We start from the raw sequence: 19,869 nt of genomic DNA, 5'->3' as shown, positions 1-19,869 counted from the left end.
GGGCGGCTACAGGCCGAAGAAGGGCCGGCAGGGCCCGAACCCGCGCACCACGACCCGCTCGGGCCACGGCGAGCCGAGCCACCGCTCGCGGGTGAGGCGCAGGTGCACCATCTCGTCGCCCTGGTCGTCGCGCCAGTGCGTCGACACCCCGTTGGGCTCGTAGCCCAGCGACCGGGAGACGCCGAGCGAGGCACCGTTGTCGTGCCAGGCGGAGGTGACGGCTGCCGTGGCACCGAGCTCGCCGAAGGCGAGCGCCAGGACCGCCGCCCTCGCCTGGACGCCCCAGCCCCTCCCGCGAGCGCCGGGCACCAGCCAGGACGAGGAGTCCACGGTGCGCAGCCGCACGAAGTCCTCACCCTCGAGCGTCTGGCAGCCCACGGCCTCGCCCCGGTGGCTCACCGCGAAGGTGAGGACCCACGCCTCGGGGCGCCACGTGCCCAGGCTGCGCCAGTAGCCCTGGTGGACCACCATCGCCCGGTTCTCGGAGTCCGGCAGTCCCTCGAACCTGGTTGCCGCCGGGTCGAGCTCGAGGTCGTCCGGGAGCCGGGCCGCCAGGCCGGGCAGGTCGGCCTCCGTCACGGGGCGCAGCTCGAGGTCGGGCGTGTGCAGCGACAGCGCGAAGAGCGGCCAGTGCGAGGTCATGCGGAGGAATGTATGCCGCGGCGCCGGCCCCGCGGTGCTGTTCGCCGACCGTGGGCCCCGAAGGAGCGGGGCGTCCGGATGGTGGGCCGACGATGGGGCGCGGTGGACGGGTGCCAGCCGCGCGGCATACCCTCGCAACGTGCGTTTCGAGCGCCTCCTTCTTCGCCGCCGCGGCGGGGCCTGACCGATCAGCCGCCCCTCGTCGCGGAGTCTGCGTTGCCTAGGCTGAGCAACATCACGCAGCGAACGTAAGGCGAGACGATGATCCACCCGCAGCAGCCGTCCGGGATGCCGGTAGCGAAGTACGTGCCGTTCCAGGACCAGATCAAGGTCGACCTGCCGGACCGCACCTGGCCCACCAAGGCCATCACCAAGGCCCCGCGCTGGTGCGCGGTCGACCTGCGGGACGGCAACCAGGCCCTCATCGACCCGATGAGCCCCGACCGCAAGAAGCGCATGTTCGACCTGCTGGTGCGCATGGGCTACAAGGAGATCGAGGTCGGCTTCCCGAGCGCGAGCCAGACCGACTACGACTTCGTCCGCGAGCTCATCGAGGGCAACCACATCCCCGACGACGTCACCATCCAGGTGCTGACGCAGTGCCGCGACCACCTGATCGAGCGGACCTTCGACGCGATCCGCGGCGCCAGGCAGGCGATCGTGCACTTCTACAACTCGACGTCGGTGCTGCAGCGCAAGGTCGTCTTCGGCCTGGACCAGGACGGCATCGTCGACATCGCGCTGCAGGGCGCCCGGCTGTGCCGCAAGCTCGAGGAGACCGTCCCCGACACGAAGGTCTACTACGAGTACAGCCCGGAGTCCTACACCGGCACCGAGCTCGACTTCGCGGTGCGGATCTGCAACGAGGTCATCGACGTCATCGACCCGACGCCGGACCACAAGATGATCATCAACCTGCCCGCCACGGTGGAGATGGCGACGCCCAACGTCTACGCCGACTCGATCGAGTGGATGGTCCGCCACCTCGACCGGCGCGAGTCCGTCGTCGTGAGCCTGCACCCGCACAACGACCGCGGCACGGGGGTCGCCGCCGCCGAGCTGGGCTACCTGGCCGGCGCCGACCGCATCGAGGGCTGCCTGTTCGGCAACGGCGAGCGCACCGGCAACGTCGACCTGGTCACCCTCGGCATGAACCTCTTCAGCCAGGGCATCGACCCCGAGATCGACTTCTCCAACATCGACGAGATCCGCCGCACCGTCGAGCACTGCAACCAGCTACCGGTGGGGGAGCGCCACCCCTGGGGCGGCGACCTCGTCTTCACCGCCTTCTCCGGCTCGCACCAGGACGCCATCAAGAAGGGCTTCGAGGCGATGGAGCGGGAGGCCAAGGAGACCGGCAAGGGCATCGACGACCTCGTGTGGGGCGTGCCCTACCTGCCGATCGACCCGCACGACATCGGCCGCTCCTACGAGGCCGTCGTGCGCGTCAACAGCCAGTCCGGCAAGGGCGGGGTGGCCTACATCCTCAAGAGCGAGCACCACCTCGACCTGCCGCGCCGGCTGCAGATCGAGTTCAGCGGCGTGGTGCAGGGCAAGACCGACGCCGAGGGCGGCGAGGTCACCCCGCGCGAGCTGTGGCGCATCTTCAAGGACGAGTACCTGCCGGCCAAGGACGGCGAGGCCAACGAATGGGGCCGGTTCACCCCGGTGTCGCACACGCTCGTCAGTGGCGAGGACGGGCAGGACCGGATCACCGCGACCATGCTCGACCGCGCCACCCCGGTCACGGTGGAGGGCACCGGAAACGGGCCGATCGCGGCGTTCATCGACGCACTGGGCACCCTCGAGATCGACGTGCGGGTCCTCGACTACCACGAGCACGCGCTGTCGGCCGGTGGTGACGCCCGGGCCGCCGCCTACGTCGAGTGCGCCGTGGGCGACAGGGTGCTGTGGGGCGTGGGCCTGCACAGCTCGATCGTCAAGGCCTCGCTCACAGCGATCCTGTCGGCGGTCAACCGGGCGGAGCGCGACGCGGGCTGAGCCACAGGTGCGTGGCGCCTCACCCGTTCGCATTTTGAACGTCTGGCCATATTGCGAACGCGGGCTGTAGGGTTTCCGACATGGACCCGCAGTCCGCGATCAGCGCCGAGATCGAGGGAATCCACCGCGACAGCGATGTCGTGGAGACTCAGCCGCGGCTGGACTTCGCGCCCTACCGCAGCTCGGTGCTGCGCCACCCGACGAAGGACCTGCACCACGCCGACCCCGAGGGCGTCGAGCTCGTGGCCCCGGTGTTCGGGCACAGCGACGTCGACCCGCTCGAGGCGGACCTGACGCTGCAGCCCGGGGGTGAGCCGATCGGCGAGCGCATCCGCGTGGTGGGCCGGGTGCTCGACGGCGACGGCCGCCCGGTGCGGAACCAGCTCGTCGAGGTCTGGCAGGCCAACGCGGCGGGCCGCTACGTCCACAAGCGCGACCAGCACCACGCACCGCTCGACCCCCACTTCACCGGGGTGGGCCGCTGCCTCACCGACCACGACGGCAGCTACAGCTTCACGACGGTCAAGCCCGGGCCCTACCCGTGGCGCAACCACGAGAACGCGTGGCGGCCGGCGCACATCCACTTCTCGCTGTTCGGCACGGAGTTCACCCAGCGGATGGTCACCCAGATGTACTTCCCGGGGGATCCGCTGTTCGACCTCGACCCGATCCTGCAGGCAGTGACCCAGCAGAGTGCCCGCGACCGGCTCGTGGCTCGCTACGACCACGACGTCTCGGAGCACGAGTGGCTGCTCGGCTACCGCTGGGACATCGTGCTGACCGGAACGCACGCGACCTGGATGGAGGCCGGCGATGAGCACGCCTGACCGGCAGGACCGCCTCGTGCCCACTGCGGGCCAGACCATCGGGCCCTTCTACGGCTTCGCCCTCTCGTACGAGCGCGACCACGAGCTCGTGCCGCCGGCCACGCCCGGTGCGGTGCGGCTGCACGGCACGGTCTACGACGGCGACGGGGTGCCGGTGCCCGACTCGCTGGTCGAGATCCGGCAGGCCGACCCGACCGGGCACGTGCCGGCGGTCGAGGGTGCCCTCCGCCGGGACGGCAGCGTCTTCACGGGCTGGGGCCGTTGCGCCGCCGACCCCGCCGGCCGCTACTCCTTCAGCACCCTCGAGCCCGGCCCCACGGCGGACGGCGCGGCGCCCTTCTTCGCCGTGACCGTCTTCGCCCGCGGCCTGCTGAACCGACTGTTCACCCGGGCCTACCTCCCGGGGGACGACGAGCGGCTCCGCGCGGACCGGCTCCTTGCCGGCGTCGACGCCGACCGTCGCGAGACCCTGCTCGCCGAGCGGCAGGACGACGGCTCCCTGCGCTTCGACATCCACCTGCAGGGGGAGCGCGAGACCGTCTTCCTCGCCTTCCCGCGCCACAGCCGGTGACCGGCGTGGCCGACCACGGACTGCTCGACCCCGCCACCCTGAGGGTGCGCGACCTCGCCGACGACGAGGCGGTGGTCGCCGCCCTCCTCGACGTGGAGGTGGCGTGGGCCCACGCGCTCGCCGAGGTCGCGGCGGCACCGGCCGCGCTGCCCGCAGCGGTGGAGTCGGCCGTCGCCAACCTCGGGCGCGACCCCTCCACCCTGGCCGCGTCCGCTCTCGCCGCTGCGGGGGAGGCCGGCGGCAACCCGGTGATCCCGCTGGTCGGTCTGCTGAAGGAGGCGGTGCGGAAGGTCGACGCCGAGTCGGCCGCCTGGGTCCACCGCGGGCTCACCAGCCAGGACGTGCTCGACACTGCGCTCATGCTCGTCGCGGCTCGCACGGCCGACCGTCTGCGCACCGACCTGGTCCACGCGTCCGCCTCGCTGGCTCGGCTCGCCCAGGCCCACCGCGGTACGCCGATGGTGGCGCGCACCCTGACGCAGCACGCCCTGCCGACCACGTTCGGTGCGAAGGCCGCCGGCTGGCTCGAGGGCCTGCTCGACGCACGCGAACGCCTGGCCGCCGCACGCGCGGCGCTCCCCGTCCAGTGCGGCGGGGCAGCGGGCACCCTGGCGCTCGCAGACCTGGCCAGCGACGGTCGTGCCCTCGACCTCGCCGGGGCCCTCGCCGACAGGCTCGGCCTGGTGTGGCCGGGCAGGCCCTGGCACACGAACCGCAGCGCCGTGACGGGGCTGGCCGACGCGCTCACCTCGGTGACCGACGCGCTCGGCAAGGTCGCCACCGATGTCGCCCTCCTGGTGCGGCCGGAGGTCGCCGAGCTGGCCGAGCCGGGCGCCGCAGGGCGCGGCGGCTCCTCGACGATGCCCCAGAAGCGCAACCCGGTGCTCTCCGTGCTCGTGCGGTCGGCCGCCCTCCAGGCCCCGCACCTGGCGGCCTCACTGCACACCAGCGCGACCCTGGCCGCCGACGAGCGTCCCGACGGGGCCTGGCACGCGGAGTGGCCGGCGCTCCGACGCCTGGTGCTGCTCTCGGCCGGAGCCGCAGCCCTGGCCGCCGAGCTGCTCGACGGGCTGCAGGTGCGTGACGAGGTCATGGATGCCCACCTCGCCCAGGCCGGCCCGCTGGTGCTGGCCGAACGCCTCCAGGCGGAGCTGCCGGACCGCCTCGGCGGTGGGCCGCAGGCCACCGCACGAGTGCGGGATCTGCTGGCGGATGCCGCCGCAGCGGCGGATCCGCGCGCGGTGCTGCGGCGCGGCATACCTCTCGATGCCGTCACCGACCAGGAGCTGGCGCGGCTGCTGGACCCACACGGCTACCTCGGCGTGGCCGACCAGCTCGTCGACCGGGCACTGGAGCGCGCGGCGCGGCTCGGAACCACGACAGGGACGGGGGCCGGCCATGGCCAATGACCGCACCGCCGCACAGGCGCACGCCGACGGCATGGACGTGCGACGCGAGGTGCTCTCGGACGAGCACGTCGACCGCGCCCAGGGGCGGGTCTCACCGCTGACCGAGGACTTCCAGGACCTCATCACCCGCTACGCGTGGGGGGAGATCTGGACCCGTCCCGGGCTCGACCGGCGGATGCGCAGTGCCATCACCCTCACCGCACTGGTCGCGCACGGCCACTGGGACGAGCTCGAGATGCACCTGCGGGCAGCCCGGCGCAACGGGCTGAGCGACGTCGAGATCGGCGAGGTGCTGCTGCAGACGGCCGTGTACTGCGGAGTGCCCGCCGCCAACCACGCGTTCGCCATCGCCCAGCGGGTGCTCGAGGGCCCACAGGAAGGGGACGAGTCATGACGCTGTTCACCCACGACCCCGACGAGGCCGTCGCGGCGATCGGCGACGGTGCCACGGTGATGATCGGCGGCTTCGGGCCCGCCGGGCAGCCCGTCGAGCTGGTCGAGGCGCTGGTGCGCTCGGGCGCGCGTGACCTGACCGTCGTCAACAACAACGCCGGCAACGGCGACACCGGGCTCGCCATGCTCATCGGGAAGGGGCGGGTCCGCAAGGTCATCTGCTCCTTCCCGCGGCAGAGCGACTCGCACCACTTCGACGCGAGGTACCGGGCTGGCGAGATCGAGCTCGAGCTCGTGCCGCAGGGCAACCTGGCCGAGCGCATCCGCGCCGGCGGTGCCGGCATCGGCGGCTTCTTCACGCCCACCGGCTACGGCACCCAGCTGGCGGAGGGCAAGGAGACCCGAGAGATCGACGGGCGCGGCTACGTCCTCGAGCTCCCGCTCACGGCGGACTTCGCCCTCGTCAAGGCGCACAGCGCCGACGGCATGGGCAACCTGACCTACCGCAAGACCGCCCGCAACTTCGGCCCGGTGATGGCCACCGCGGCCGCCCACACGATCGTGCAGGTGAGCTCGGTCGTGCCGACCGGTGGCATGGACCCCGAGGTGGTCGTGACCCCGGGCATCTTCGTCGACACCGTCGTGGAGATCCCGGTGGCCGAGCCCGCCCCCGAGGAGGTTGGACAGTGACCGTACCGGCCACCACCAGCGCGCTCGACCGCGACCAGGTCGCCCGGCTGGTCGCCCGCGACATCCCGCACGGCTCGTTCGTCAACCTCGGGATCGGGCTGCCCACCAAGGTGTCCAACCACCTCGAGCCCGGCGCCGGCGTCGTGCTGCACACGGAGAACGGCATGCTGGGCATGGGGCCCGAGGCGCACGGCGACGAGGTCGACCCCGACCTGATCAACGCCGGCAAGATCCCGGTCACCGAGCTGCCGGGCGCGGCCTACTTCCACCACGCCGACTCGTTCGCGATGATGCGCGGCGGCCACCTCGACATCTGCGTGCTGGGGGCCTACCAGGTCTCGGTGCGGGGCGACCTCGCAAACTGGCACACCGGCCGGGAGGGGGACATCCCGGCGGTGGGCGGCGCGATGGACCTGGCGCTCGGCGCGAAGCAGACCTTCGTCATGATGGACCTGTTCACCCGCTCCGGGGCGCCCAAGCTCGTGCCGGAGTGCACCTACCCGCTGACCGGGCTCGCCTGCGTGAGCAGGGTGTACACCGACCGGGCGGTGTTCCACCTCGGCGACGGGGAGGTCCGGGTGCGCGAGACGTTCGGCACGACCCTCGCCGAGCTGCAGGAGAGCCTGCCGGGCATCGAGCTGGTCGACGAGACGGGAGAGGCATGAGCGCCGAGGACAGCGACGTCACCCACGCGCCGAGCGGTGAGTTCGTGCAGTCCCTGGCCCGCGGCTTCGCCGTGATCCGCGCCTTCGACGAGCAGCACCCGCAGCTGACGCTGTCGGAGGTGGCCCGCCGGGCGAACCTCTCACGAGCGACGGCGCGCCGCTTCCTGTTCACTCTCGTGACGCTGGGCTACATGCGCACCGACGGTCGGGAGTTCGCCCTGACGCCTCGCGTCCTCCAGCTCGGCTACGCCTACCTCTCCGGCCTGCGGCTGCCGGAGGTCGCCGAGCCCCACCTGAAGCAGCTCTCGGAGGAGGTGGGGGAGTCGACGTCGGCCTCGGTGCTCGACGGCGACGACGTCGTCTACGTCGCGCGGGTGCACACCCGGCGCATCATGACGGTCGCCATCAACGTCGGCACGCGGTTCCCGGCCTACGCCACGTCCATGGGCCGGGTCCTGCTGGCGCACCTCCCCCCGGAGCAGCTGCAGGCCTACCTCGACCGCGTCGAGCTGCGCCCGCTGACACCGCGGACCATCACCTCGCGGGAGGAGCTCGCGAAGGCCCTCGGTCTGGTCAGGGAGCAGGGTTGGGCGAGCGTCGACCAGGAGCTCGAGGCCGGTCTGCGGTCGGTCGCCGTGCCGGTCCGGGGCCGTGACGGCAGCGTGGTGGCCGCCCTCAACGTGTCGATGCGCGTCGGGTTCCCGGGGGAGGACCCGCACCGGGTCGAGCAGGTGCTGCCCGCCGCGCTGGCCGCCGCGCAGCGGATCTCGGCGGACCTCGCCCTCGGGTCCTGATCCGCCGCGCCCGCACCCCGGTCCTGCCGCTCCGCACCCCGTCCTGCCGCTCCGAACCCCGTTCACGGCGCACGGCGAGGCGCCGGCATCCCTTGACACCCCCAGAGGGCAACCGTAGGTTTGTATAAAGAACACTCGTTCGCAGAGCGAACACGGCATGTCGACACCGGCATCCCCTCACCTGCTGCACCACCTCGTTCAACGGAGAAAGAGGAAGCCATGGCCCGCACCACTGCAGCCGCCGTCCTGTTCGTCTCGGCCACGTTGGCCCTCACCGCGTGCGGCTCCGGTTCCGTGAGCAGTGACAGCCCCGGCGGCGGCGCCTCCAGCTCGGCAGCCGGTGGAGGTGGGGGCGACCTCACGACCGTGAAGGTGGGCGTCATCCCCATCGTCGACACCGCGCCCATCTGGCTCGGCAAGGAGAAGGGCTTCTTCAAGGACGAGGGAATCAACCTCGAGATCACCACCACGACCGGAGGCGCCGCAGCGGTGCCGGGCGTCGTGAGCGGCGACTTCGACATCGCCTTCGGCAACGTCGTCTCCCTCATGGTCGCGGCCGACAAGGGCCTCCCGCTGAAGTTCGTCACCAATGGCACGACCACCTCGGGTGAGAAGCCCGACTTCAGCGGCGTGGTCGTGCCGAAGGACTCGCCGATCAAGTCCGCGGCCGACCTGGCGGGCAAGACCGTCTCGGTCAACAACCTCAACAACATCGGTGACACCACCGTGCGCAAGGTGGTCGAGGAGGCGGGCGGCGACCCCAAGTCGATCAAGTTCGTGGAGGTGGCGTTCCCCGACGCCCCGGCGGCCGTCGAGCGCAAGCAGGTGGACGCAGCCTGGATCCTCGAGCCCTTCCTCAGCGCCGCCGTCGGCAAGGGGGCACGCGTGGTCAGCTACAACTACACCGACTTCGACCCGGGCCTCGACATCGCCGGCTACTTCACCAAGAAGGAGACGGTCGAGGGCAAGAAGGACATGGTCGAGAAGTTCACGCGGGCCATGAACAAGTCGCTGGAGTACGCCCAGGGCCACCCGCAGGAGGTGCGCGACATCGTCGGCACATACACCAAGATCGGTGCCGACGCCCGCGCCACGATGGTCCTGCCGAAGTTCGTGCCCGAGTTCAACCGCGACGCGGCGACCAAGCTCGGTGAGGCAGCCGTCTCCTACGGCACGCTCAAGAAGGTGCCGAACCTCGACGAGCTGCTCCCCACCGGGTGATGGCGGCGACCAGCGCGCATCCTGGGGTCGTGGCCACGAACCGCAGCCGCGGCAGCCGGCTGGCCCAGCTTCCCTCGTGGGTGCTGGGCCTGGCCGGGATCGCCCTCTTCCTGCTCGTCTGGGAGGCGGTCCCTCGGCTCGGCCTGGCCAACCCCGAGTACCTGCCGCCGGCCAGCGAGGTGCTGCAGATCTTCGTGCGCAACCTCGGGCTGACGTCCTTCTGGGTCGCCGTCGGCCACACGATGACGGGCTGGGCGCTCGGCCTGGCGATCGCCTCGACCGCAGCCGTCGTGCTCGGCCTGGTCATCGGTTCCAGCCGGTTCCTGCGCCAGGCGACCCACTCGACCATCGAGTTCCTGCGGCCGATCCCGTCGGTGGCGCTCATCCCGCTCGCGGTCCTGCTGTTCGGGGTGTCGCTGAGGTCGACCCTCCTGCTCGTGGTCTACGCAGCCTTCTGGCAGGTGCTGATCCAGGTGCTCTACGGGGTCACCGACGTCGACGTGGTCGCCAGCAACACCGCTCGCAGCTACGGGCTGGGCCGGTGGGCCCGCATGCGCCACGTCGTGTGGCCGACCACACTTCCCTACCTCATGACGGGCCTGCGCCTCGGCGCCGCGGTCGCGCTCATCCTGGCCGTCACGTCCGAGCTGGTCATCGGCGTCCCAGGGCTCGGCCACGAAATCGCGCTGGCCCAGTCCGGTGGAGCGGCCACGGCGATGTACGCGCTCGTCCTGGCGACCGGGATGATCGGGGTGGTCATCAACATCGGCATGCGCTTCGTCGAGCGGAGGGTGCTGTCGTGGCACCCGTCGGTGCGCGGGGAGGTGCGCCCGTGAACGCGCTGAAGCGGATCGGCTACCTCCTCGGCCTGCCGGCGATCCTCGTGGTCGTGTGGCACCTGCTGACGGTGAACTCCGACAGCTTCTTCGTCGTCGACCCGGTCACGCTGGCGCAGACGTTCGTCGACACGTGGGTCGGTGAGCGGTTCTGGAACGACGTCGCCCCGAGCCTCGTGCGGCTCGCCGTCGGCCTCGTGCTCGCGATCAGCCTGGGCATCGGCCTCGGCCTCCTCATCGGCTCGGTCCGCTGGCTGCGCGGGCTCACAGAGCCCGTGCTCGAGTTCCTGCGCGCGATCCCGCCGCCGGTGCTCGTCCCCATCCTCATGGTGCTGGTGGGCATCAACAACCAGATGAAGGTGCTCGTCATCGTCTCGGGTGCCATCTGGCCGGTGCTGCTCAACACGGTTGAGGGAGTGCGCTCCGTCGACGAGGTGCTGATCGACACGGGACGCGTCTACCGCATCACGGGGTGGCTGCGGGTGACCCGGCTGGTCCTCCCCGCGGCAGCGCCCCAGATGATGGCCGGCATCCGCCAGGCGCTCTCGATCGGCCTGATCCTCATGGTCATCTCCGAGATGTTCGCCAGCTCCTCCGGTCTCGGCTTCACGATCGTGCAGTTCCAGCGCTCGTTCGCGGTGCCGGAGATGTGGAGCGGTGTCGTCGTGCTGGGGCTGATCGGACTCGCCCTCGCCTTCATCTTCCAGTTCGTCGAGCGCCGGGTGCTGCGGTGGTACCACGGCTTGAGAGAGGTTGACCATGCCGGCTGAGACGCAACGCACCACTCCCGTCGGTGGCGGCGACGCCCTGCTGTCGGTTCGCGGGATCAAGAAGGTCTACGCCAGCGACCACGGGTCGGTGGAGGCGGTCCGCGACCTCACCTTCGACCTGCGCGACGGCGAGCTCGCCTGCCTGGTCGGTCCGTCCGGCTGCGGCAAGACGACGCTGCTCAAGTGCATCTCCGGACTGCTCGAGCCGACGGAGGGCGAGGTGCGGCTGTCCGGCACGCCGGTGATGGGCCCGCCCAAGGGGATGGCCGTGGTCTTCCAGGAGTACGGACGCTCGCTCTTCCCGTGGATGACGGTGCGCGACAATGTCGAGCTGCCGCTGAAGAACGCGGGGATGGGTGGCAAGGAACGCCGTGAGCTGACCGAGCGCTCGCTGCACGAGGTGGGGCTCGAGCACGCCGGCAAGCGCTACCCGTGGCAGCTGTCGGGCGGCATGCAGCAGCGGGTGGCCATCGCACGGGCGATCGCCTACCAGCCGCGGGTGCTGCTCATGGACGAGCCGTTCGCCGCCGTCGACGCCCAGACCCGCGCCGACCTCGAGGACCTCATCCGCAAGGTGTGGAAGGACCTCGGCGTGACGATCCTCTTCGTCACCCACGACATCGACGAGTCGGTCTACCTCGGCGAGCGCGTCATCATGCTGTCCAGCTCGCCGACCGTGGTCCAGGAGGACCTCGCCATCGACCTGCCGGCCGAGCGCGACCAGCTCGGGACGCGCTCGCTGTCGCGGTTCACGGAGCTGCGCGGCCACGTCTACGAGCAGATCCAGAAGGCGAAGAGGGCTGCGCCGCAACAGGGCTCGTCCGACACCGCAACCGAGGTCGCCCACGTTGGCTGACCCGGGCGCGAGGCTGGTGACGGTGCGGGAGGCCGCATTCGCGGTGATGCGCGACGTCGGGCTCACCACGATCTTCTCCAACCCGGGTTCGACCGAGGTGCCGTTCCTCGCCGACCTGCCCGACGACCTCGACTTCGTGCTGGCACTGCACGAGGCGTCCGTGGTCGGCATCGCCACCGGGCACGCCTTGGCGACCGGCAGCCCGGCACTGGCGCTCGTGCACACCACTGCCGGCCTGGGCAACGCCGTCGCCGCCATCGCCACCGCGCGAGTCAACAGGGCGCCGGTCGTGGTCATGGTCGGGCAGCAGGACCGCCGGCACCTGGCGCTGGAGCCGTTCCTGGCAGGCCGGCTGGCCGGCCTGGCGGGGGACTACCCCGTGGAAGTACTCGCCCCCGTGTGGGCCGGGGACGTGCCGTCGGCGATCGCCCGGGCCGCCCACCGGGCGCAGGCCGCACAGGGACCGGTGCTGCTCGTGGTGCCCATGGACGACTGGGACCAGCCTGCGGCGCCCGACGCGGTGGCCGCACCGCAGCGGCTGGCGACCGCGCCCTCCGGCCTCCCGGCGGAGCTCGACGAGGTGGTCGGCCTCGCGGCCGGTGCGCGGTCGCCGGCCGTGCTGGCCGGGGCCGGGGTCGACACCGCCGCGGGCTGGGATGCCGTACGCAGGCTCGCAAGGGCCGCGCACGCCCCGGTCTACGCCGAGCCCTTCGGCGCCCGGGCAGGCTTCGACCAGACCGACCCGGCGTATGCCGGCCAGCTGCCCGCCGACCGCACCCGCCTGCGCGAGGTGCTCACCGGTCACGACCTGCTCCTCGTCCTGGGCGCCGCCGCCATCCGGCAGTACCCCTACGAGGAGGGCCCGCTCGTGCCGGAGGCCACTCAGGTCGTCGTCGTCACGAGCGACCTCGCCGAGGCGGTGCGCTCACCCGCGCTGCTGTCCGTCGTGGCGGACCCCGCCACCGTGGCGCGGGAGCTGGCCAGGCGCCTGGACGCGCACCGTTCCCGTGCAGCGGAATCCGAGCCACGCGTGGCGAGCGCCGCAGCGGAGGCGGGCCCGCGGCATACCCCGGCGGAGCCTCCCCGCGAGGGCGCACTGCGTCCGGAGGACGTGTTCGCGGTGCTCGCCGAGCACCTGCCGCGCGAGACGGTGCTCATCGAGGAGTCACCGTCGTCACGCCCGGCGCTGCAGGCCATGGTGCCGGCACGGGTGCCCATGGGCTTCCTGTCCGCGGCCATGGGCGGTCTGGGGTTCGCGCTGCCTGCGGCCGTCGGCGTCAAGATGGCCCGGCCCGACGCCCCCGTGCTCGCCGTCGTCGGAGACGGCTCGTCGCTCTACTCCATCCAGGCGCTGTGGACCGCCGCGCACCGCGGGGTCGGCGCCGTGTTCCTCGTGCTGGCCAACGGTCGGTATGCCGTGATGGACCGCCTCGCGGACCGGCGGGGCGGCAAGGCGCCATGGCCCGCCTTCCCGGAGGTGTCGGTCTCCACGCTCGCCGGCGGGTTCGGTGTGCGGGCGATGCGGATCGAGGACGCCGCCGAGCTCGCCGCGACCCTGCCCGACATCTGCGCCGGGCTCGCCGACCGCACCGAGCCGCTGGTCGTGGAGGTCGCCGTCGAGGCGGGCACCCACTTCCTGCCATGACGCCAGCCGGCCGTGAGAGGGACCATGAGCACAGCAGCCCAAGTCAACGACCCCACACCAGGAGGCACCGCATGACGTTCTTCGATCCGCAGGCCTGGTCCGGCCGGCTCTACAGCTCGGGCTGGACGGGTGGCGCCGCAGGGGCGCACGACGTCGTCGAGCCCGCGACCGGCACCACCATCGGCTCCTACGGCGTGGCGACCGCCGACGACGTCGCCCGCGCTGTCGACGTGGCTGCGAAGGCCCAGCGGGACTGGGCCGCCCAGCCCTACACGGAGCGGGCGCGGGTGATGCGCAACGCCGCCCGCCTCGTCGAGGAGCACGCCCCCGTGCTCGCCGACTGGCTCGTGCGCGAGGCCGGCTCGGGCCAGGGCAAGGCAGCGTTCGAGGCGAGCCTGGTGGCAGGGGAGTTCCACACCGGCGCGGCCACGGCCGAGGCGCCGTACGGCCAGCTGCTGCGCACCGCCCAGCCCCGGCTGAGCATGGCGCGCCGCGTGCCCGCCGGTGTCGTCGGCGTCATCTCGCCGTTCAACTTCCCCCAGATCCTGGCCAGCCGATCGGTCGCGCCGGCGCTGGCGACCGGCAACGCGGTGATCCTCAAGCCCGACCCGCGCACGGCCGTCTCCGGTGGCCTCTTCCTCGCCGCGATCCTCGAGGAGGCGGGCCTGCCCGAGGGCCTGTTCCACGTGCTCCCCGGCGGCGTCGAGGTCGGCAGCGCGCTCGTGGAGGAGCCGCGCGTGCGGATCATCTCCTTCACCGGTTCGACGGCTGCCGGTCGCAAGGTCGGCGAGGCCGCGGGCCGGATGCTCAAGCGCGCCCACCTCGAGCTCGGCGGCAACAACGCCCTCATCGTGCTCGACGACGTCGACCTGCCGGCAGCCGTGTCGGCCGGTGCGTGGGGCTCCTTCCTGCACCAGGGCCAGATCTGCATGACGACCGGTCGCCACCTGGTGCACGAGCGGATCTACGACGAGTACGTCGAGCGCCTCGCGGCCACCGCCGACCACATCCCGGTCGGGAACCCGGCAACCTCGGAGGCGCCCCTCGGCCCGGTGATCGACGCGCACCAGCGCGACCGCATCCACGACCTCGTCACGCGGTCGCAGGCTGCGGGGGCTCGGCTGGCGGCGGGCGGCACCTACGAGGACCTGTTCTACCGCCCCACCGTCCTCGCCGAGAGCGGCTACGACCACCCGGCCTTCTCCGACGAGGTGTTCGGTCCGGTCGCGCCGGTGGCGCGGTTCTCGACGGTCGAGGAGGCGATCGCCCTGGCCACCCAGAGCGAGTACGGCCTGTCGCTCGGCATCCTGACGAGGGACGTCATGAAGGCCTGGGACATCGCCGGCCAGATTCCCTCGGGCATCGTGCACATCAACGACCAGACCGTCGACGACGAGCCGACCGCGCCGTTCGGCGGCGTCGGGTTCTCAGGCACCGGCACCCGCTTCGGCGGTGTCGAGGCCAACGTGGAGGCCTTCACCGAGACCCAGTGGGTCACGATGCAGGGCTCCATCACGCCCTACCCCTTCTAGGCTGCCCGCATGGGCGCACCCACGCAGGCCCTGACCCGGGCCACCGTCGGCATCGTCGGCGGTGGCCCGGCCGGGCTGATGCTCTCGCACCTGCTGGCTCGCTCGGGCATCGACTCGGTCGTCGTCGACAACCGCACCCGCCGCGAGATCGAGGAGACGGTGCGGGCCGGCATCCTCGAGCACGACAGCGTGCGGATGCTGGTCGACACCGGCGTCTCCGACCGGGTGCTGCGCGAGGGCCACGAGCACGAGGGCATCGAGCTGCGCTTCGGGGGCACCGGCCACCGCATCGACTTCAAGGACCTGGTGGGGGAGTCGGTCTGGCTCTACCCCCAGACCGACGTCTTCATGGACCTCGCGACGGCCCGGGAGCGCGACCGCGGCGACGTGCGCTTCGGCGTCAGTGACGTCGCCGTGCACGACGTCACGACCGACGAGCCACGGATCACCTTCACCGACGCGGACGGCCGGGCGAGCGAGGTGCGGTGCTCGGTGCTCGTCGGGGCCGACGGCTCGCGCAGCATCTGCCGGCACGAGATCCCCGAGGCGCAGCGCCGACACTTCTTCCGCGAGTACCCGTTCGCGTGGTTCGGCATCCTGTGCGAGGCGCCCCCCAGCGCGCCGGAGCTCATCTACGCGCACTCCGACCGTGGCTTCGCGCTCATCAGCCAGCGCACCGAGTCGGTGCAGCGCATGTACTTCCAGTGCGATCCGACGGAGCGGGTGGAGGACTGGCCCGAGGACCGCATCTGGGAGGAGCTGCAGGCGCGGGTCGCCGGCGACGGGTTCCGGCTGAAGGAGGGCCGCATCACCGACACGACGGTGCTGCCCTTCCGCAGCTTCGTCTGTGAGCCGATGCGCCACGGCAGCATGGTGCTCGCCGGCGACGCCGCCCACACCGTGCCGCCCACCGGCGCCAAGGGGCTGAACCTCGCCCTGGCTGACGTGCGGGTGCTCCACGAGTGCCTCGAGCGGTTCGTCGCCGGTGACCGGGACGCCCTCGACGACTACAGCGAGCGGGCGCTGCAGCGGGTCTGGCGCGCCCAGCACTTCTCCTACTGGATGACGACGATGCTGCACCGGCTCCCCGACGCCTCGGACTTCGACGTGCGGCGGCAGGTCGGCGAGCTGACGTCGGTGGTCACCTCCAGGGCGGGCTCGACGTTCCTCGCCGAGGCCTACACCGGCTGGCCCGGCCGGGAGTAGCCGCAGCGCGCGGGTCCGCCCCGGGTCGGGCCCTCAGTGGTCGAACAGGTCGGCGGCGTCTGCCTGCCACACGCGGGTGTGGTCGTCGCGGACGGTCAGGTAGACCAGGGACTCGCTGACCTCGGCTCCGGTGAGCTGCCCGCGGGGGCCGTCCACGCAGGTCCACGACGCCCTGAGCAGACAGAGCCGGGGGCCGGCAGGGCCCTGGAGCGCCACCACCGGGTCGTCCACGAAGCCGTCGTCGGCGATCAGCACCGTCGGGTGCCGGAGGTCCACCCGCTCGTCGGCGACCCAGGCCGGCTTGGCACCATCGAGCACCACGACCGCGCGCTCTCCTCCAGTGCCCGCGAGCGTGCTGGTGTACGTGTAGTCGACGTCGGTGACCCGGTCGAGCACCTTGGGCAGCGGGACGCGCTGCCACGTGGCGTCGTCCCACGAGTCGCTGTCGGTGCTGACGAGCCAGGCCTGCGGCCTGCCGCGGACATCTGGCCCGGAGACCAGCACCGCACCGTCGCGCACCGAGCCGACCACGTCGGCGCGCGAGTCCTCGGCGACGCAGGCGGCCTCGCCGCCCCGGACCCGCCAGCCGGACAGGTCGGGCATCCAGACGGCGAGCGCCCCGTCGGGGCAGGCAGCGGTGACGGCGCTGCCGAAGAGGGCGAGGTCGTCATCGGACGCCCCTCCGTGGGTCACCAGGGCGTGCTCGGTGGCGCCGAGCATTGCCGAGCCACCGTCTCCCCAATCGCCTCCCACCCACATCCTGGGTGTCGGCGAGTCGGTCTCGGCAGTGAGCACGTTCCCACTGGCCGAGACCATCGGCCGGCCGATCGGGTGCGGCTGGGTCGCGCTGTCCTCGAGGCAGCCGCGGAACTGCCCGCCCCACACGAACGCCAGGCAGCCCGTCGCGCCGGCGCGGTCGGCGGGCACGAGCACGCCGCGGCCGCCGTCGGGCACGAGCGGGCCGACCGCCCGGGCGCCGTCGAGCCGCACCTCATGCCAGGCCGTCCCCGCGCCGGTGCTGCCGGTGGTCGTCGGCGGCGCCGTGGTGGCCGGGGTGGGGGCCGAGCCACCGCACCCGGTCACCGTGGCCACTGCCGCCGCCGCGGTGACTGCCACCGCGACCGCACGACCGCGCCTCACCCGCCCCCTGTGCACCCCGACAGTGTGGAGGAATGGCCAGGCACTGCGCAGCCGGTTGGGGTGCGCCGGGTGGGCCACCTCAGCGCTGCGCGCGGTATGCCGGTGGGCTGGCGTCCGTGGCCGTGCGACGGCGCACCCAGAGGGTCACCTCGGCGTCGTCGTCGCGGACGGCCACGTAGGTCGCGTCCTCCATCTCGACCGCGGAGGTGAGCAGCCCGCGGGGGCCGTCGACGGCATACCAGCCGTCCTGGCGCTGGGTCCACACCCGGGTGCCGCGCAGGGCCTGCACGGCCAGGACGACCGGCTGGCCGCCCACTCCGGGGTCGGCCACGAGCACCGTGGGCGAGGTGGACTCGAGCGCGTCGTCGGGGACGTCGACGGTGGTGGCGCGGTCACCCGAGACCGTCACCAGGACCGGTCGGCCCGCGCGGCTGCCGGCGACCACCCCATCCACCGCCACCACCACGTCGGTGACGAGGTCGGCTGCGTCGGTCGTCGTGACGTGGTGCCACTCGGCCGTGCTCCACTCCTCGTCCTCGGCGGTGGCGAACCAGATCTGGGTCAGACCACTGGCGGAGGGCACCGTGCCGGGGGCGAACAGCGGGCCGGCCACGAGAAGCCACCCGTCGCCGGTGTCCGCCCGGAGCGGGGAGGGGCTGCCCGCGTCGACGCAGGGGCCCTGTGCGCCGAACGGGGTCAGCCCGGGCGAGCGAACCGTCCAGGCGGACACGGCGCCGTGCGGGCACGCAGCTGAGGGGACCGTGCCGACCACGATCGCCTCGTCGTCGGAGGTGGCGGCGTCGACGAACGCGGTGGCGTTGCCGTCGGGTCCGGGCGCCAGTGACTCGCGGGCGAGCCTGGCGTCGTCGCCGGCCCAGACGACGGGTGGCGTCGCGTCGCCCATGTCCTGCCACTCGACGGCGAGGATGACGTCACCGTTGGTGGAAAGTGCTGTGGCAGAGGGGATTGCGGGCGAGGTGTCGCCGTCCGGGAGGCAGCGTGCGGCCCCCTCTACCGTCAGCTCCACCAGGCAGGGGCGTCCGTGCAGGAGGCCGGATGCCAGCAGCCGCCCCGGCTGGTAGGGCTCGACGGGGCCGGTGAGGGTGAGCCCGCCCACGCTGACGCGCTCCCACCCGGCCGGCACCTCGTCACCGCGCAGAGCGGCGGGGACCGCACAGGCCGAGAGCGCGGCGGCCGTGGCGACACCCATGGCGAAACCGGTTCGACGCTGTCGCATGCCCCACCCCCCGTCCAGCACGAGTGTGCCGCGGTGCGACCCCGGGTGAGGGGCCATTGCGCCAAGTCGGGGGTGGCCCTCAGCGCACGCCGCGGGGGCGGAACTGGATCGAGATCCGTGGCCCCACCGTCTTGGCGGTCTTGGGGATGCAGTGGTCCCAGGTGCGCTGGCAGGAGCCGCCCATGACGACGAGGTCGCCGTGCCCGAGGGAGAAGCCGAGTGACTTCCCACCTCCGCGAGGTCGCAGCATCAGCGATCGCGCCGACCCCACGGAGAGGATCGCGACCATGGTGTCGAGGTCCCTGGCCCGGCCGATGCGGTCGCCGTGCCAGGCAACCGAGTCGCGGCCGTCGCGGTAGAGGCACATGCCGGCGGTGACGAAGGGCTCGCCGAGCTCGCCGGCGTAGTGGCGGCTCAGCCGCTCGCGCGCCTCGACGAGCACCGGGTGCGGCAGCGCCTCGCCCTCGCTGTAGAACTTCAGCAGGCGAGGGACGTCGACCATCTGCTCGTACATCTCGCGTCGCTCGGCGTGCCACGGCACGTGGTGGTGCAGGTGGTCGAACAGCTCGTCCGCCCCGGCCAGCCAACCGGGTCGGTAGTCGACCCAGGCGCCTCTCGCCAGAAGGGTGCGCTGGGGGCCGCGGCCGAGCGAGCGCAGCTCGAGGCGGTCGGCGACGTCGAGCAGCGAGCCCTGGAGTGCCATGCTCATGGCGCCCACCTTACGACAGGTTCGAACACCTGTTCTAGAGGTTGAGGGGCATCCCCGGTCACCGGGCGAGCGCCTGCACCCGCCACATGCCGCTCTGCTCGGTGGACACCGGTCGAAGGCCGTGCCCCACCAGCACCGCCAGCATCTCCGCCGGAGGGTGGGCGTAGGTGCGGAACTCGCGGCCCATGAGGGCATGAAAGGTGTTCTCCGCCGCCAACAGTGCGCGGCTGCCGAGGTGGCGAGGTGGGTGGCTGAACGCCAGCCGGTGGCGGCAGTGGTCGGCCGCCGCAGCGAGGAGCCGTTCGTGGTCGGGGTAGCAGCAGACGACCCGGTGGAGGACGACCACATCTGCGGGCCCCACCTCGTCCGGCGTCGCGGCGATGTCCACGATGCTCCGCCGGACCCGGTCGGCCACTCCGGCATCCTGTGCCAGCCGGTGCGCGTCGTGGTCGTAGGCGGTGGACAGCTCCAGGGAGACGACCGTCGCGGCGCCGCGGCGCAGGAGCTCGATGCCGATCTCGCCGACGCCGCCGCCGATCTCGAGCACGGTGGCGTCGGTCAGGCCGTCGGCGGCGAGGAAGTCGACCATGCGCGTCGCCGTCCGGTCCAGTCCCCGGCGTCGATACCTCCTGGCCATCCGCCCGGAGAACCCGGAGCCGAACATCTGGTCGCACCCCCGCGGGTCACAGCATCCGGCCACGTGTCGAGTCTCCACCACGGCCGCC

20 protein-coding genes are annotated in these 19,869 nt (G+C 72.3%); 15 read left to right on the top strand and 5 right to left on the bottom strand.

Annotated elements, in window-relative coordinates; all coding sequences use genetic code 11:
- Positions 1-6: 6 nt before the first annotated feature.
- Positions 7-642 carry a GNAT family N-acetyltransferase gene (locus P2F65_RS13730; protein WP_275808716.1) on the bottom strand — a complete coding sequence of 212 codons (636 nt, stop codon included), beginning with the start codon at positions 640-642 and terminating at the stop codon, positions 7-9.
- Positions 643-903: 261 nt separating this feature from the next.
- Here P2F65_RS13730 and leuA point away from each other — a divergent pair, with 261 nt between their 5' ends.
- The 15 genes from leuA to P2F65_RS13655 all read left to right on the top strand — a co-directional run bounded on the left by leuA (position 904) and on the right by P2F65_RS13655 (position 16,058).
- Positions 904-2,643, top strand: a complete 1,740-nt coding sequence (gene leuA / locus P2F65_RS13725) for a 2-isopropylmalate synthase (RefSeq protein WP_275808715.1) — start codon at positions 904-906, stop codon at positions 2,641-2,643.
- An 80-nt stretch (positions 2,644-2,723) separates the two neighbouring features.
- Positions 2,724-3,470, top strand: coding sequence for a protocatechuate 3,4-dioxygenase subunit beta (gene pcaH, locus P2F65_RS13720; RefSeq protein WP_275808713.1), 747 nt, complete (start codon positions 2,724-2,726; stop codon positions 3,468-3,470).
- A complete protein-coding gene (pcaG, locus tag P2F65_RS13715) occupies positions 3,457-4,041 on the top strand; it encodes a protocatechuate 3,4-dioxygenase subunit alpha (protein WP_275808711.1) in 585 nt (194 codons plus the stop codon). The genes pcaH and pcaG overlap by 14 nt, the downstream gene beginning before the upstream one ends.
- Before the next feature lie 5 nt (positions 4,042-4,046).
- Positions 4,047-5,450, top strand: coding sequence for a lyase family protein (locus P2F65_RS13710; protein WP_275808709.1), 1,404 nt, complete (start codon positions 4,047-4,049; stop codon positions 5,448-5,450).
- Positions 5,440-5,844, top strand: coding sequence for a 4-carboxymuconolactone decarboxylase (gene pcaC / locus P2F65_RS13705; protein WP_275808708.1), 405 nt, complete (start codon positions 5,440-5,442; stop codon positions 5,842-5,844). The genes P2F65_RS13710 and pcaC overlap by 11 nt, the downstream gene beginning before the upstream one ends.
- Positions 5,841-6,533: a 3-oxoacid CoA-transferase subunit A gene (locus tag P2F65_RS13700; RefSeq protein ID WP_275808706.1), complete on the top strand. Its 693-nt coding sequence runs from the start codon at positions 5,841-5,843 to the stop codon at positions 6,531-6,533. The genes pcaC and P2F65_RS13700 overlap by 4 nt, the downstream gene beginning before the upstream one ends.
- Entirely contained in the window at positions 6,530-7,198 is a 669-nt protein-coding gene (locus P2F65_RS13695) for a 3-oxoacid CoA-transferase subunit B (RefSeq protein WP_275808704.1), read from the top strand. The genes P2F65_RS13700 and P2F65_RS13695 overlap by 4 nt, the downstream gene beginning before the upstream one ends.
- Positions 7,195-7,992, top strand: coding sequence for an IclR family transcriptional regulator C-terminal domain-containing protein (locus tag P2F65_RS13690; protein ID WP_275808702.1), 798 nt, complete (start codon positions 7,195-7,197; stop codon positions 7,990-7,992). The genes P2F65_RS13695 and P2F65_RS13690 overlap by 4 nt, the downstream gene beginning before the upstream one ends.
- 219 nt (positions 7,993-8,211) lie before the next feature.
- Positions 8,212-9,213 carry an ABC transporter substrate-binding protein gene (locus P2F65_RS13685; protein WP_275808700.1) on the top strand — a complete coding sequence of 334 codons (1,002 nt, stop codon included), beginning with the start codon at positions 8,212-8,214 and terminating at the stop codon, positions 9,211-9,213.
- 29 nt (positions 9,214-9,242) lie between these two features.
- Entirely contained in the window at positions 9,243-10,049 is an 807-nt protein-coding gene (locus tag P2F65_RS13680; protein ID WP_275808698.1) for an ABC transporter permease, read from the top strand.
- Positions 10,046-10,819, top strand: a complete 774-nt coding sequence (locus tag P2F65_RS13675; protein WP_275808696.1) for an ABC transporter permease — start codon at positions 10,046-10,048, stop codon at positions 10,817-10,819. Before P2F65_RS13680 ends, P2F65_RS13675 begins: the two co-directional genes overlap by 4 nt.
- Positions 10,809-11,675, top strand: coding sequence for an ABC transporter ATP-binding protein (locus P2F65_RS13670; protein ID WP_275808694.1), 867 nt, complete (start codon positions 10,809-10,811; stop codon positions 11,673-11,675). The genes P2F65_RS13675 and P2F65_RS13670 overlap by 11 nt, the downstream gene beginning before the upstream one ends.
- A gap of 22 nt (positions 11,676-11,697) precedes the next feature.
- On the top strand, positions 11,698-13,320 hold the full coding sequence (locus P2F65_RS13665) for a thiamine pyrophosphate-dependent enzyme (RefSeq protein ID WP_275808692.1): 1,623 nt from the start codon (positions 11,698-11,700) through the stop codon (positions 13,318-13,320).
- Positions 13,321-13,391: 71 nt separating this feature from the next.
- Positions 13,392-14,852 carry a benzaldehyde dehydrogenase gene (locus P2F65_RS13660; protein WP_275808690.1) on the top strand — a complete coding sequence of 487 codons (1,461 nt, stop codon included), beginning with the start codon at positions 13,392-13,394 and terminating at the stop codon, positions 14,850-14,852.
- A 9-nt stretch (positions 14,853-14,861) separates the two neighbouring features.
- The gene (locus P2F65_RS13655; RefSeq protein ID WP_275808677.1) at positions 14,862-16,058 is read left to right on the top strand and encodes a 4-hydroxybenzoate 3-monooxygenase; all 1,197 of its coding nucleotides are present in this window, start codon (positions 14,862-14,864) and stop codon (positions 16,056-16,058) included.
- A gap of 33 nt (positions 16,059-16,091) precedes the next feature.
- On the opposite strand, the gene P2F65_RS13650 is transcribed toward P2F65_RS13655, so the two are convergent.
- From P2F65_RS13650 to P2F65_RS13635, 4 genes are all read right to left on the bottom strand, one after another.
- Positions 16,092-17,198, bottom strand: a complete 1,107-nt coding sequence (locus tag P2F65_RS13650) for a hypothetical protein (protein ID WP_275808675.1) — start codon at positions 17,196-17,198, stop codon at positions 16,092-16,094.
- Positions 17,199-17,277: 79 nt separating this feature from the next.
- A complete protein-coding gene (locus P2F65_RS13645; protein ID WP_275808672.1) occupies positions 17,278-18,435 on the bottom strand; it encodes a hypothetical protein in 1,158 nt (385 codons plus the stop codon).
- Between the two features lie 79 nt (positions 18,436-18,514).
- Positions 18,515-19,144, bottom strand: a complete 630-nt coding sequence (locus tag P2F65_RS13640; RefSeq protein ID WP_275808669.1) for an alpha-ketoglutarate-dependent dioxygenase AlkB — start codon at positions 19,142-19,144, stop codon at positions 18,515-18,517.
- Positions 19,145-19,202: 58 nt separating this feature from the next.
- Entirely contained in the window at positions 19,203-19,808 is a 606-nt protein-coding gene (locus P2F65_RS13635) for a methyltransferase domain-containing protein (RefSeq protein ID WP_275810656.1), read from the bottom strand.
- Positions 19,809-19,869 lie beyond the last annotated feature (61 nt).

This window comes from Knoellia sp. p5-6-4 (assembly GCF_029222705.1).
Lineage (GTDB): Bacteria > Actinomycetota > Actinomycetes > Actinomycetales > Dermatophilaceae > Pedococcus_A.
The sequence above is the reverse complement of the archived record's forward strand: the minus strand, read 5'-3'. Positions and strand labels throughout refer to the sequence as shown.